A 13,420-nucleotide genomic window follows, 5' to 3' on the forward strand; every position below is an offset into this window, starting at 1 on the left:
CGAAATTGTGAAGGCTTTACACAGTTTTTAACCCGCTCAGCGTTTTGTTGATTGGATTTTGTAAACGCAAGATTTGCGACTATCGTGACGCTTCGGTTTTTCGGACGTCATAGACCGGTACGAATGAAGTTGAATGGCCACCACTGGCCGTCGACCCCTTGGAAGAGGCAGAAATTTTATGATCATCAAACCGCGGGTTCGTGGCTTTATCTGTGTGACCGCTCACCCTGTTGGCTGTGAAGCGAACGTCAAGGAACAGATCGACTACGTCACCCAGCACGGCGCCATCGAAGGCGGCCCCAAGAAGGTGCTGGTTCTCGGCGCTTCCACCGGCTACGGCCTGGCCGCGCGCATCAGTGCTGCGTTTGGCTGCGGCGCCGATACCCTGGGCGTGTTTTTTGAGAAAGAAGGCGAAGAAGGTAAGTTGAGCTCGGCCGGCTGGTACAACAGCGCCGCGTTCGAGAAGTTTGCTGTCGAAAAAGGCCTGTACGCCAAGAGCATCAACGGCGACGCGTTCTCCGACGAGATCAAGCGCCTGACCATCGAAACCATCAAGAAGGACCTGGGCAAGATCGACCTGGTGGTCTACAGCCTGGCTGCGCCACGCCGTACCGACCCGCAAGGCGTGGTGCACAACTCCACCCTCAAGCCGATCGGCAAGGCCGTGACCCTGCGCGGGATCAACACCGACAAGGGCGTTGTGGTTGACACCACGCTTGAGCCTGCGACCCAGGAAGAAATCGACGGCACCGTCAAAGTGATGGGTGGCGAAGACTGGCAGCTGTGGATCGACGCCCTGCGTGACGCCGACGTGTTGGCCGAAGGCGCCAAGACCACCGCGTTCACCTACCTCGGCGAGAAGCTGACCCAGGACATCTACTGGAACGGCTCCATCGGCGAAGCCAAGAAAGACCTCGACAAGAAAGTCCTGACCCTGCGCGACAACCTCGCGGCACTCAAGGGCGACGCCCGTGTGTCGGTGCTCAAGGCCGTGGTCACCCAGGCGAGCTCGGCGATCCCGATCATGCCGCTGTACCTGTCGCTGCTGTTCAAAGTGATGAAAGAGCAGGGCACCCACGAAGGCTGCATCGAGCAGGTCTACGGCCTGTTCAAGGACAGCCTGTACGGCAGCGAGCCGAAACTCGACGCCGACGGCCGCCTGCGTGCCGACCTGGCTGAGCTGGAGCCTAAAGTCCAGGACGCCGTGGCTGCACTGTGGAACCAGGTCACCGACGACAACGTCAATGAGATCAGTGATTTTGCCGGTTACAAGGCTGAATTCCTGCGCTTGTTCGGCTTTGAAATCGACGGCGTGGATTACGACGCTGATGTGAACCCTACCGTGAAGATCAATGGCCTGATCCAGGCTTAAACACGGTCGAAAAATGTGCGAGCGGGCTTGCTCGCGAATACGGAGTGTCAGTCACTGAATAGGGCGACTGATGCACCGCTTTCGCGAGCAAGCCCGCTCCCACATTCGATCTGTGTTTTCTCAGACCCGTCTTACGCTCCGCTGAGTGCACCCCTCCTGCAAGATCTGCCAGAATCCCTTCGCTATCACTCACGCTAACGGAGGATCTGATGACGATTCGTGCAGTAGTTTTTGATTTCGGCGGTGTCCTGTTCGACTGGAATCCGCAGCACCTCTACCGCAAGCTGATTGCCGACGACCACGAACGGCAATGGTTTCTCGAGAACATCTGCACCCAGGCCTGGAACACCGAGCAGGATGCCGGCCGCTCGCTGGCCGAGGGCACTCGCAGCCTGATCAAGCAATATCCCCAGCATCAAGCGTTGATCCAGTCCTATTACGACCGCTGGCATGAAATGCTGCGCGGCCCGTTGCCGGACGGTGTGGCGATCCTTGAAGCCTTGCATAGCGCCAACATGCCGTTGTTCGGGCTCACCAACTGGTCAGCCGAAACCTTCCCGTATGCCCGAGCCAACTATCCGTTCCTGCAGCATTTTCGCGACATCGTGGTGTCCGGCGAATTGAAGCTGATCAAGCCTGATCCGGCGATCTATCACGCAAGCCTTAGCCAGGTGCGTGTTCATCTGCCGGATATCCAAGCCAGTGAAGTGGTGTTTATCGACGATGTGGCGGGCAATATCGAGGCGGCCGTCGCGCTCGGTTGGCAGGGGATTCACCATGTGTCGGCCGAGCGCACAGCGGCGCGCTTGCGTGAGTTGGGCGTGGGCTTCTAGCGCGCCCACTTCTCCATCACGAAATCCACGAACGCGCGCAGTTTGGGCAAGCGGTAGCGGTCCTGGCGATACAGCAAGTGCATGGGGCGGCTGGGCAGTTGATAGGTGGTCAACAAGGCCACCAGCTTGCCGCTCTCCAGGTCCGGTTGGACCAGGGCATCGGCCAGCATGATGATGCCCATGCCGTTTACAGCCGCCTGGCGCAAGCCTTGCGAGCTGTTGATGGTCAATGTGCCGGCCACTGGAACCTCCACCTCGCCATCATCGCCCGTCATGCGCCAGAGCTTGTCGGTGTCACGCCAGTTGTCGTTCGCCGGGTAGGCGAACGCCAGGCAGTCGTGATGCTGCAGGTCGTTGGGCGTCTGTGGCGTGCCGCGTCGCGCTAGGTACTCAGGTGAAGCGCAGAGGGTGAGGGTGTAGGCCTGCATGGGTCTGGCGATCAGGCTGGAGGTTTCCAGCTCGCCGAGGCGGATCGCCACGTCGAAGCCGCTGTCGACCAAGTCCATCCGCTCGTTGCTCAGCACTACGTACAGGTTGATCAGCGGGTAGCGTTGGGAGAACTCGCTCAAGGCCGGCACGAGGCGTTCGGTGCCGAACACGGGGGGCGCGGTGATACGCAGGTTGCCTTTGGGGGTTTCGCTGTGGATCTGCTCAGCCAGCAGCTCGGAGTCGGCCACCAGTCCCAGGACTTCCAGGCAGCGTTGGTAATACTGCCCGCCAAACTCGGTGAGGCTCTGTTTGCGCGTGGTGCGCTTGAGCAAGCTGACCCCCAGCCGTTGTTCCAGCGCGCGCAGATGGTTGCTGACCATGGTGGTCGACATTCCGCACTCCTGCGCGGCGGCGGTCATGCTGCCGGTTTCCACCACCTTCACGTACACCGTCATTGCTTGGAACAGGTCCATTATCAAGCCCAGCTTTAAAGTAATTGCAGGTAAACCCAGTTTATCCAGCTCTGATGGCTAACGATACTGGGCACACCCACACAATGCTTGGAGCTCGACGCCATGACCGCCGCCTGCCTGATGACCACGTATCAACCTTCGCCCTTGAGCTTCACCCGTGGTCTGGGCACCCGTCTGTGGGATCAGCAGGGGCGTGAGTACCTGGATGCCGTGGCCGGTGTGGCAGTGACCAACGTCGGGCATTCCCACCCCAAACTGGTGGCCGCCATCAGTGAACAGGCAGGCTTGTTATTGCACACCTCCAACCTCTACAGCATCGATTGGCAACAACGGTTGGCCCAGCGCCTGACCGAGCTGTCGGGGCTGGACCAGGCGTTTTTCAACAACTCTGGCGCCGAAGCCAACGAGACGGCGCTGAAGCTGGCGCGTTTGCACGGTTGGAAAAAGGGCATCGAAGAGCCGTTGGTGGTGGTGATGGAGAACGCCTTTCACGGTCGCACCCTCGGCACCATGGCGGCCAGCGATGGGCCCTCGGTGCGCCTGGGCTTCCAACGGTTGCCGGGGGATTTCCTCAAGGTTGGCTTTGGTGATATCGCCGCCATCGAAGCACTCACCCAACAGTTTGGAGTGCGTATTGCCGCAGTCCTGCTGGAACCCATCCAGGGCGAAAGCGGTGTGTTGCCAGCCCCGCCGGGTTACCTGCGAGCCTTGCGCGAACATTGCACCCGTCACGGCTGGTTGCTGATGCTCGACGAAATCCAGACCGGCATCGGCCGTACCGGCACCTGGTTTGCCTTCCAGCACGAAGGCATCGTGCCTGACGTGATGACCCTGGCCAAAGGCCTTGGCAACGGCGTGCCCATCGGAACTTGCCTGGCCCGGTCCGGTGTGGCCCAGCTGTTCACGCCCGGCAGCCACGGCAGTACGTTCGGTGGTAACCCGTTGGCCTGTCGGGTGGGCTGCACGGTGCTGGATATCATTGAAGATCAGGGCTTGCTGCAGAATGCCGCGCAACAGGGTGAACGCCTGTTGGCGCGGTTACGTGTGGAGCTGGCGGATCACCCGCAGGTGGTGGCCATCCGTGGGCAAGGCTTGATGATCGGTATCGAACTGGCCAGCCCTTACCGTGACCTTGCCCTACGCGCCGCCCAGGAGCATGGCCTGTTGATCAACGTGACCCGGGGCAAGATCATCCGCCTGCTGCCGCCGCTGACGCTGGATGCCAAAGAAGTGGAGATGATTGTGCGAGCCGTCACCCGTTTGCTGGATTGAAATACGAGCAAAGTGTGGGAGCGGGCTTGCTCGCGAATGCGGTGTGTCAGTGACAAACCAGCTGACTGATCCACCGCTTTCGCGAGCAAGCCCGCTCCCACATGGGGATCTCCATGTCTTTCAGAGGGCATGCCCATTCAGCCATTCCTGGTTCATCGTCTCCTTGTCCCCTAAATAGTCCAACAGCCACGCCATCGCCGGGGACAGCTTGTTCTGTGCCCACGCCACGCACGACGGGCTGGCCGGAAACGGCCGGCTCAACTGCAACGCCACCAATTCGCCGCGTTCGATCCACGGCAATACCTGATGCGCCGGTGCCATGCCGACACACAGTCCGTCGCGCAGGCAATCGATGGCTGAGGACCAATTCGGTACCACCAGCCGCCGCTGGTTATCCAGGGTCCACGTGTCACGCTTGGGCAAGTTGCGCGAGGTGTCGGTCATGCACAGCGAGGCGAACGGACGCAGTTGATCATCACTGAGCAAACCCTGCACGGCCGCCAGCGGATGCTTCGCACTGACCACGCACAGCCAGTTGAGCAAACCCATGTCGCGGAAAGTGAAATGACTGGCTACCGGCACCGCGCTGGTCGCACCGATAACAATGTCGGTGCGCTCATCCGCAAGGGCATCCCACACACCGTTGTACACCTCGTATTCCAGCAGCAATTCCACCTCGGGAAACTGCCGATAGAAATCCAGCACCAATTGCCGACAGCGCTGAGGTTTGACAATGGAGTCCACCGCCACCTTCAACTGCCCACTCCAGCCATTGGCCACTTGCTGACACAGGCGCCGTGTGCCGAGCATTTTTTTCATCACGCCTCGAGCTTCATCTATAAACAGGCGACCGGCGGGCGTCAGTTCCACATCGCGATGTCGCCGCACGAACAACGGCACCGCCAGCCACTCTTCAATCTGACGCACCGTATAGCTGATGGCCGACGGCACTCGGTGCAATTCCTGCGCGGCGGCGCTGAAACTGCCATGGCGCGCCACCGCATCGACTACATCCAAGGAGTATTCGGACCACATGGCAGTTGCCTTCAAAATTATTGATAAGAGTGTTCAATTATTATCGCTTCACACAGAAACTGTCAGCTTCATAATGGGCGCCAGTCAACAAATAGTTTGATGGCAGGATCTACAAGGCTTCGATGAAAAATTCTTTTGGTTTTACCTGGTATCTGGCGGGGCTGAGCATGCTCGGTTACCTCGCCATGGACATGTACTTGCCGGCGTTCGGCGCCATGGGCGAGCAGTTGCAGATCGGCGCGGGCGCAGTAGGCGCCAGCTTGAGCATTTTCCTGGCCGGTTTTGCGCTGGGGCAATTGCTGTGGGGGCCACTGTCTGACCGCCTGGGGCGTAAACCCATCCTGCTCGCGGGCCTGAGCCTGTTTGTGCTGGGATGCGCCGGGATGTTCTGGGTCGAGACCGCGCCGCAGTTGCTGGCACTGCGTTTCATGCAGGCGATTGGTGTGTGTTCCGCCGCCGTAAGCTGGCAGGCGCTGGTGATTGATCGCTACCCGGCGGACAAGGCCCACCGCGTATTCGCCAGCATCATGCCATTGATGTCGCTGTCGCCCGCACTGGCACCGCTGTTAGGCGCGATGGTGCTGAACCACTTTGGCTGGCAGGCGATTTTCGGGGTCTTGCTGGGCGTTTCACTGCTGTTGCTGCTGCCGACATTATTCCTGCGCAGCGTGCCGAAACGTCATGTGGCTGAAGGCGAAACGACGCGCTTGGGCTATGGCCAGTTGCTTACCTCTCGTGTATTTACCGGCAATGTGATGATCTTCGCCGCGTGCTCGGCCAGTTTCTTTGCCTGGTTGACCGCTTCGCCGTTCATTCTTGGCGATATGGGCTACAGCCCGAATGACATCGGCTTGAGCTATGTGCTGCCGACGCTGGCGTTTCTGGTGGGCGGTTACAGTTGCCGCAGTGCCCTGCAACACTTTCAGGGCAAGACGCTGTTGCCGTGGTTGCTGCTGGCCTACTGCATCAGCATGGTGGCGTTGTACCTGGTCGCGACATTGACCGTACCGACCCTGACCACCCTGTTGATTCCGTTCTGTCTGATGGCACTGGTCAACGGTGCCAGTTACCCCATCGTCGTCGCGAATGCGCTGATGCCTTTTGCGGAAAACTCCGGCAAGGCGGCGGCACTGCAAAACACCCTGCAACTGGGTCTGTGCTTTCTCAGCAGCCTGTTGGTGTCGTCGATGATCGAGCAACCGCTGCTGATTACCGTGATCGTGATGTTGGCGACTGCGCCGTTGGCGGTGTTGGGTTACTGGTTGGCGCGGCCGAAGTCGGATAATTCCGAACTGGCGAGCGCTTGATTTGACAATACGATCCAAAAATGTGGGAGCGGGCTTGCTCGCGAATGCGGTGGACCCGTCAGTAAGTCTTTACCTGACACACCGCTTTCGAGAGCAAGCCCACACACATTTGATTCGGTTTCTTCAGTTGCAAAGCGCCATGGCTTAAAAGGTGATTTCCATATTCACCGTCGGCGTCGACGTGCGGCTACCGCGGCCGCCATCCACGCCGAACTTGTTATGCCAGTACTCGTAACCCACCCCGAGGTACAGGTTCGGCTTTACGCTTTTACCTGGTCGCACTGCCACCATCAGTGCCGTGCGCATCAGCGCTTCCGGCGCGGTGTCACGGCCATGGTAGTCCTCACCTTTTTCCCCGACGTAATTAATGAAGCCCTGGAATTTCGCCCCGTGGTTGGCGATCTCGAACGGGCGCATCCACGTCAGGTTGAGCATGTAGGTCGCGTCGAACGTGTGGTTCGACTCCTGCGCGCCAGGGATGCCGGTGTGGTTCTTTTCCTTGTAATACATCAGGCTCAGGTCCAGCACGCCGACGGTGTTGAACTTCAAGGTCGGGCCGATCACCAATGCGCGTTTTTTGGCTGAGGCAAAGTTATTGTTGCGGTTGGCATCGAAGCCCAGGGTCAGCGCGTAATCCTTGATTACGCCGGTACCCAGCGGCACATCGAACACGCGTGACGCGTACAACTGGTGCCGGTACACCGCATACACCTCGCTGCCACCATGGTCGGTGCCCTTGCGCGGGTCGCTGCTGTCGGAGAGGAAGACATCGAGGTTCAGGTAGTTGCTGCCGTACTGGTAGCCGCTGGCGTGGGTGAAGCTGTAGATGCGCTTGCTGAAATCATCGGGGTTATTCGGATTGGTGAAGTGTTGGCCGTAGCGAAATCCTACGCTGTTGTTCATCCATTCCACCGCGGCAGCCTCCCCGCCGCCGAGGAGTGTGAGTAATACGGTTGCGCCGTGCAGTGCCTTTTTCATTGTTTTAATTCCTTTGGCGTTTGGCTCATGGCGGCCTTGCAGGGGCCGCCGGGCGCAGTATCAGCACAAGGGTGGTGTGCGCCAAAGAACAGAATCTCGCCTGGGGCGATGCCGAAACGGCAGCAGCGTAACTGTCTTGTAAGTCAGGAAATACGGGGCGCCCAGGCAGTTTCTTCACGCTCGCGCAGGGCAATTTCCTCGCCCAGCAAGTGGGTCAAGGCTTGCACTGCCACCGGCAGGTCGCGGTCTTTGCGGGCATACACACCGAGGTCGCTGAAAATGCCGCCCTGGTCACTCAAGGGAATGTGCAACAGTTCGCCGCGCGCCAGGTCGGCTTCGATGCCGATACGGGTCTGAAAGGCGATGCCCAATTGCTGGCGTGCCAACTGCCGGGCCAACTCCATGGAATTACTCTGCAGCAAAGGTTTGTTTGCCGCCGCGCGCTTGTGCAAAGGCGCGATCAGGTGATGCACCGACAACTCGCTCTTTGCCTGAATCACCCCATGCTCGCAGCACTGCCCGTAGCTGACGCGGGTTTCAGCGGCCAACGGATGGGCCGGCGTCATCAGCGCGCCCAGGCGGAAATGCCCGACGCACAACTGGGTGATTTCGTTGTTGCGGGCGAGGGCAAACGCCAGCCCCAAATCTGCCTGGCCATTGATCACCGAACCGGGAATCGACTGCGAGCCTTGTACCGTCACGCCGATCGTCACCTTCGGGTAGCGCTCGCGCATGCGCCTGAGCGCGGCTGGGAGCAGCTCGACGGCAGCGCCTTCCACCGTAGCGATCTCCACATGGCCGGTCTGCACGCCATGCAATCCATCCAGCTCGCCGCGCACGCGCTCCACATCCTGCAACAGCAGCGTCACGTGGCGAGTGAGGATTTCACCGGCGGCAGTCACGCGCAGCCCGCCGGGTAGACGCTCGAACAAGGCTGCGCCCATCTCGTCTTCCAGCTTGAGGATCTGCCGGTTCACGGCGGATGACGCCACATTCAGGCGGCGTGCGGCCTCGCGGATCGAGTGACAGCGCCGCACCATGTCGAAGTAGTAGATCGCGGGGGCGTGAATACGCAGCTTGCGGTTGAGCATTTTTTTTCAGGTCCTTTTGCGCACGGCTTCAAGCCACAGGGCAGGGCGGCTGAATGGATTTTTGTAACGGTTGCAAATGGCTTATTGTGGAATTGATTGTATACAACTCTATGGACATCTCTCGTTTCCTTTGCATACAGTGAATGCACAACAAAAACAGAGATCCCCTCACCATGACTATCCCGAAGGCGTCACCGCAGCGGCCCGAAGATGAAAATCTGGGCGTCGCCGCCAACATGGCTTACGGCCTGCAGCATGTGCTCACCATGTACGGCGGCATCGTTGCCGTGCCCCTGATCATTGGCCAGGCCGCTGGCTTGTCACCGGCGGATATCGGCCTGTTGATCGCCGCGTCGTTGTTTGCCGGTGGCCTGGCCACGCTGTTGCAAACCCTTGGCTTGCCGTTCTTTGGTTGTCAGTTGCCGCTGGTGCAGGGTGTGTCGTTTGCCGGCGTGGCAACCATGGTGGCGATTGTCGGCGGCGACGGTGCCGGCGGAGTGCCGGTGATTCTCGGGGCGGTGATGGCCGCGTCGTTGATCGGACTGCTGATCACACCAGTGTTCTCGCGGATCACCAAGTTCTTCCCACCCTTGGTGACCGGAATCGTGATCACCACCATCGGCCTGACCCTGATGCCCGTTGCGGCGCGCTGGGCCATGGGCGGCAATAGCCGCGCGGCAGATTTCGGCAGCATGCCCAACATTGGCTTGGCAGCGCTGACCCTGGTGTTGGTGTTGCTGCTGAGCAAGATCGGCAGTGCGACCATCTCGCGCCTGTCGATCCTGCTGGCGATGGTAATCGGCACCGTGATTGCGGTGTTCCTGGGCATGGCTGACTTCTCCGGCGTGACCCAGGGGCCAATGTTCGGTTTCCCAGCGCCATTCCATTTCGGCATGCCAACCTTCCATGTGGCCGCGATCATTTCCATGTGCATCGTGGTGATGGTGACCTTGGTCGAGACCTCGGCAGACATCCTGGCGGTGGGCGAGATCATCGACACCAAGGTTGATTCCAAGCGCTTGGGCAACGGTCTGCGTGCCGACATGTTGTCGAGCATGTTCGCACCGATCTTCGGTTCGTTTACCCAGAGCGCCTTCGCCCAGAACGTCGGCCTGGTGGCGGTTACCGGGGTGAAGAGTCGTTTTGTGGTGGCAACCGGCGGGGTGTTCCTGGTGATCCTCGGACTGCTGCCATTCATGGGGCGGGTGATTGCGGCGGTCCCGACGTCGGTGCTCGGTGGGGCTGGGATTGTACTGTTCGGGACCGTGGCGGCGAGTGGTATCCGTACGCTGTCGAAGGTGGATTACCGCAACAACATGAACCTGATCATCGTCGCTACTTCCATCGGTTTTGGCATGATCCCGATTGCGGCGCCGAACTTCTACGATCATTTTCCAACGTGGTTCGCGACCATTTTCCACTCGGGCATCAGCTCATCGGCGATCATGGCGATCCTGCTGAACCTGGCCTTCAACCATTTCACCGCCGGCAACTCGGACCAGCAATCGGTGTTTGTGGCGGGGACAGAGCGCAGCTTGTGCTTCCGGGATGTGTCGGAACTGCGCGATGGGGATTACTTCAGCGGCGGTAAGTTGTTCGATGCCGAGGGTAAGGAGATTCCGTTGGTCGCGGATACTCCGAGGAAAGCCACTAAGCCTGAGACCACTGAGGTCTGAAGCGGTACCTGATGTGGGAGCTGGCTTGCCTGCGATAGCTGCGGTGAATTCACCCTTGTCATCGCAGGCAAGCCAGCTCCCACATTTGAATTCAGCCAGCCTTGAGTTCTTTGTACGGCACCGCACACACCTCATCCAAAAACTTCACCACGGTCCCCATGCACGCTTGGCGTTCTTCGACATGAGGCATGTGGCTGGAGTCTTCAAACAGCGCCCAGCGCACATCGGCAATCTCATCCAAAAACGGCTTGACCACCAGCGGCGTGGCCTCATCGTGCCGACCGGAAATCACCAGCGTCGGTACATTGATTGCCGACAGGCGACCGATGGATTTCCAGTCTTTCAAGCTACCGATTACATGGAATTCGGTGGGGCCGCTCATGGCGTGGTACACCGTCGGGTCGGAGTCGACTTGGGCAAAGGTACGCGCCACTGCGTCCGGCCATGGGTTGACCCGGCACACGTGATAGTCATAGAACACCCGTGATGCCGCGAGGTATTCCGGGTCTTGGTAGGTGCCGGTGGCTTCGTGTTTGAGCAGGGTTTCATGCACGCCTTCGGGCAACAATTTGCGCAGGCGGTTGGCTTCGCTGACCCACGTGCGCATGCACGTCGGCGAGTTGGCCGGGATAAACGCGCGCAGGCCCTTGGGCTGCAGGATCGCGTGTTCGCTGCCGAGCATGCCGCCCCAGGATTGGCCGAGAATCGCGTAGTTGTCGCTGATCTCCAGATGCTCCAGCAGGTTGTTCAGCTCTTCGAGAAACAGGCCGACGGTCCAGAAGGATGGGTCTTTGTCAGGGAGGTGGGTGGAGCGCCCGTTGCCCAGTTGGTCGTAGTGGATCACGGCGTGACCGCTGGCGGCGACATCCTTGAACGCGTCGACATAGTCGTGGGTGCAACCCGGGCCGCCGTGAATGATCACCAGCGGTGTACGGCCGCTGGACAGGTCACCGGTGACGCGGTACCAAGTCTGGTAGGTGCCAAACGCCGCATACCCTTCGTGGATTTTTTCGATGAATTCCATTTCGTGCCCTGCTCTCAAAAAAAGGATCAGGGACACAATAGTCGTCGCGGGAAATTTAGGTAACTAGCAAAACAGCTAGGTTTTGCGCGCGGGTCAATCTTCGAGCAGGCGGTAATGGGTGGCGCGCACCACCGCTTGTACGCGGTTCTTGGCCCCCAGTTTGTGCATCGCCGAGGCCAGGTGCAGGGTAACCACCGCCAGTGAACGGCTCAGCTGGCTGGCGATTTCAGCGGCCGTCAGGCCGTCGGCGGCCCATTTGAGGCACTCGCGCTCCCGTTTGGTCAGGTGGATATGCGGGTAGGTGCGCAGCTCCTTGCTGAACAGCGGGTAGGCCGCTTCCTGCAAGGCATGGGAAATAAGGCTGAAATCCGACAAGGTTTGCTGCGCATCCTGCAGTACGGTCTGGGCTCTGCCGGTACGCAGCCCGGTCAGCGACGCAAAACCGCCACGGGGCAGGTGGATTGGCACGCTCACGCCGCAGGTCAGTTGCTGGTCGTGCAGGTAGGACGAAACGGGCGCGTGGCAGGGATCGATGATCTTTTGTAGCGCGGTATCGGCCTTGGCTTCGTAGGACCACACGAACGGCGACACCGTACTCAGGGCCAAATGCTGCACCGGATCAATCTGGTAGAACCCTTTGCAGCACCACAAGCTGTGCCAGCCCGGCGGGGTATTGCGCAATGCCAGTACCGAAGGGGTGATGAGTGCACCATCCTGGTCAATCGGCACCGGGGTGTAGTCATACACCAGTGCATCGAAGCCCAACTGCTGGGCGAGGATAAACGTGTTGTCCATCTGCTCATCCAGGCTCCTGCCCGGCATCAAGCGGTGATTGAAGGCAGTTAGCTTGGCCAGCATCCGTTCTGCTCCCGAATTCATTTGAATCTCGACTTGCTGCAAGTAGAATGCCACGCCCCGGCGAAGGACAGCCAGGCCAAACCTATAAGAATTGCTAGGTTATGGACGCGCGGCATCCTCGGTAGTGTTGGCCGCTAAACGGCCGCTACCTGCCAGGCCGACACAACACAAGGAATGTATGCATGTGGCGTGAAATTGCCCCCGACCAGCAGTACAGCGTGCAAGTCGACGGCTATGACCTCGTGGTCTACAGCTTTGGCGAAGGCGATGAGGTGCTGTTGTGTCTCAACGGCGGGCCAGGCCTGCCGTGTGACTATTTGCGCGACGCCCATGGCTGGCTCAAAGACCATAACCTGCGAGTGGTTGCATTCGACCAGCTTGGCACGGGCGCATCAGCCAGACCGACCGATGTTTCCCTGTGGGAAATCCGCCGTTATGTCGAAGAAGTCGAAACCGTGCGCCAAGCCCTGGGCCTGGGCCGCGTGCATTTGCTTGGGCATTCCTGGGGCGGCTGGCTGGGTATCGAGTACGCCATCCATTACCCCAATGCCCTGAAAAGCCTGATTCTCGAAAACACCGTCGGCGACATCCCACACCTGTCCCAGGAACTGGAACGCCTGCGCGGCGCCCTCGGCAGCGAAACCGTGGCCATGATGCAGCGCCACGAAGCCATGGGCACCCTGGACCACCCGCAATACCAAGCCGCGATTACCTTGCTCAACTACCGCCACGTGTGCCGCCTCGACGAGTGGCCAGAGCCGGTCAAACGCTCGCTGGGTGACTGGAACATGGGCCCCTACGAAACCATGCAGGGGCCCAACGAATTCCTCTATATCGGCAATCTCAAGGACTGGAACCGTCTCTCTGAAATGGCCGAATTCAAGATGCCTATCCTGATCACCACCGGCCAGCACGACGAACTCACCCCGGCCTGTGCCATGCGCATGAAGATGGCCGCCAGGCACGCCGAATTGCATGTGTTCCCCAACAGCAGCCATATGCCGTTCTACGAAGAGCCCCAGGCGTATTTTCCGGTGCTGCTGGACTTCCTTGCGCGTCATCGAGGCTGACG

General features: G+C 59.7%; 12 protein-coding genes. 6 read left to right on the plus strand and 6 right to left on the minus strand.

The features are described from left to right. The first annotated feature begins 178 nt into the window (after positions 1 to 178). Positions 179 to 1,372, plus strand: a complete 1,194-nt coding sequence (gene fabV, locus HF257_RS12825; protein WP_185708699.1) for an enoyl-ACP reductase FabV — start codon at positions 179 to 181, stop codon at positions 1,370 to 1,372. A gap of 209 nt (positions 1,373 to 1,581) precedes the next feature. Beyond that, entirely contained in the window at positions 1,582 to 2,205 is a 624-nt protein-coding gene (locus HF257_RS12830) for an HAD family hydrolase (RefSeq protein ID WP_185708700.1), read from the plus strand. Here the strand turns inward: HF257_RS12830 and HF257_RS12835 are convergent. Continuing rightward, positions 2,202 to 3,107 (minus strand): LysR family transcriptional regulator, encoded by a 906-nt coding sequence (locus tag HF257_RS12835; protein WP_185708701.1) that lies wholly within the window; start codon positions 3,105 to 3,107, stop codon positions 2,202 to 2,204. The genes HF257_RS12830 and HF257_RS12835 overlap by 4 nt on opposite strands. Positions 3,108 to 3,209: 102 nt before the next feature. On the opposite strand from HF257_RS12835, the gene HF257_RS12840 reads away from it, so the two are divergent. Further along, positions 3,210 to 4,379 carry an aspartate aminotransferase family protein gene (locus HF257_RS12840; RefSeq protein ID WP_185708702.1) on the plus strand — a complete coding sequence of 390 codons (1,170 nt, stop codon included), beginning with the start codon at positions 3,210 to 3,212 and terminating at the stop codon, positions 4,377 to 4,379. Positions 4,380 to 4,499: 120 nt separating this feature from the next. Here HF257_RS12840 and punR read toward each other — a convergent pair whose 3' ends face one another. Next, complete coding sequence (punR, locus tag HF257_RS12845; protein ID WP_185712085.1) at positions 4,500 to 5,414, minus strand: DNA-binding transcriptional activator PunR; 915 nt, start codon at positions 5,412 to 5,414, stop codon at positions 4,500 to 4,502. 122 nt (positions 5,415 to 5,536) lie between these two features. Here punR and punC point away from each other — a divergent pair, with 122 nt between their 5' ends. Continuing rightward, positions 5,537 to 6,721, plus strand: a complete 1,185-nt coding sequence (punC, locus tag HF257_RS12850; RefSeq protein WP_185708704.1) for a purine nucleoside transporter PunC — start codon at positions 5,537 to 5,539, stop codon at positions 6,719 to 6,721. 144 nt (positions 6,722 to 6,865) lie between these two features. Here the strand turns inward: punC and HF257_RS12855 are convergent, their stop codons facing one another. Further along, positions 6,866 to 7,699 carry a nucleoside-binding protein gene (locus tag HF257_RS12855; RefSeq protein WP_185708705.1) on the minus strand — a complete coding sequence of 278 codons (834 nt, stop codon included), beginning with the start codon at positions 7,697 to 7,699 and terminating at the stop codon, positions 6,866 to 6,868. A gap of 143 nt (positions 7,700 to 7,842) precedes the next feature. Next, positions 7,843 to 8,790, minus strand: a complete 948-nt coding sequence (locus HF257_RS12860) for a LysR family transcriptional regulator (protein ID WP_185708706.1) — start codon at positions 8,788 to 8,790, stop codon at positions 7,843 to 7,845. Between the two features lie 173 nt (positions 8,791 to 8,963). Between HF257_RS12860 and HF257_RS12865 the strand changes: the two genes are divergently transcribed. Further along, a complete protein-coding gene (locus tag HF257_RS12865) occupies positions 8,964 to 10,466 on the plus strand; it encodes a nucleobase:cation symporter-2 family protein (protein WP_185708707.1) in 1,503 nt (500 codons plus the stop codon). Between the two features lie 91 nt (positions 10,467 to 10,557). Here HF257_RS12865 and HF257_RS12870 read toward each other — a convergent pair whose 3' ends face one another. Both HF257_RS12870 and HF257_RS12875 read right to left on the minus strand, forming a co-directional pair. Further along, positions 10,558 to 11,490, minus strand: coding sequence for a proline iminopeptidase-family hydrolase (locus HF257_RS12870; RefSeq protein ID WP_185708708.1), 933 nt, complete (start codon positions 11,488 to 11,490; stop codon positions 10,558 to 10,560). Positions 11,491 to 11,583: 93 nt separating this feature from the next. Then, a complete protein-coding gene (locus HF257_RS12875; protein ID WP_185708709.1) occupies positions 11,584 to 12,348 on the minus strand; it encodes a LuxR family transcriptional regulator in 765 nt (254 codons plus the stop codon). A 182-nt stretch (positions 12,349 to 12,530) separates the two neighbouring features. On the opposite strand from HF257_RS12875, the gene HF257_RS12880 reads away from it, so the two are divergent. After that, positions 12,531 to 13,418, plus strand: coding sequence for a proline iminopeptidase-family hydrolase (locus HF257_RS12880; RefSeq protein ID WP_185708710.1), 888 nt, complete (start codon positions 12,531 to 12,533; stop codon positions 13,416 to 13,418). The last annotated feature ends 2 nt before the right edge of the window (positions 13,419 to 13,420 follow it).

The sequence above is a fragment of the Pseudomonas cremoris genome (genome assembly GCF_014230465.1).

Excerpts from the sequence above, each read along its gene's own strand:
- punR (WP_185712085.1), bottom strand. The coding sequence starts at position 5,414 with ATGTGGTCCGAATACTCCTTGGATGTAGTCGATGCGGTGGCGCGCCAT.
- HF257_RS12830 (WP_185708700.1), top strand. The coding sequence starts at position 1,582 with ATGACGATTCGTGCAGTAGTTTTTGATTTCGGCGGTGTCCTGTTCGAC.
- punC (WP_185708704.1), top strand. The coding sequence starts at position 5,537 with ATGAAAAATTCTTTTGGTTTTACCTGGTATCTGGCGGGGCTGAGCATG.
- HF257_RS12865 (WP_185708707.1), top strand. The coding sequence starts at position 8,964 with ATGACTATCCCGAAGGCGTCACCGCAGCGGCCCGAAGATGAAAATCTG.
- HF257_RS12875 (WP_185708709.1), bottom strand. The coding sequence starts at position 12,348 with ATGCTGGCCAAGCTAACTGCCTTCAATCACCGCTTGATGCCGGGCAGG.
- HF257_RS12870 (WP_185708708.1), bottom strand. The coding sequence starts at position 11,490 with ATGGAATTCATCGAAAAAATCCACGAAGGGTATGCGGCGTTTGGCACC.
- HF257_RS12840 (WP_185708702.1), top strand. The coding sequence starts at position 3,210 with ATGACCGCCGCCTGCCTGATGACCACGTATCAACCTTCGCCCTTGAGC.
- HF257_RS12835 (WP_185708701.1), bottom strand. The coding sequence starts at position 3,107 with ATGGACCTGTTCCAAGCAATGACGGTGTACGTGAAGGTGGTGGAAACC.
- HF257_RS12880 (WP_185708710.1), top strand. The coding sequence starts at position 12,531 with ATGTGGCGTGAAATTGCCCCCGACCAGCAGTACAGCGTGCAAGTCGAC.
- fabV (WP_185708699.1), top strand. The coding sequence starts at position 179 with ATGATCATCAAACCGCGGGTTCGTGGCTTTATCTGTGTGACCGCTCAC.
- HF257_RS12855 (WP_185708705.1), bottom strand. The coding sequence starts at position 7,699 with ATGAAAAAGGCACTGCACGGCGCAACCGTATTACTCACACTCCTCGGC.
- HF257_RS12860 (WP_185708706.1), bottom strand. The coding sequence starts at position 8,790 with ATGCTCAACCGCAAGCTGCGTATTCACGCCCCCGCGATCTACTACTTC.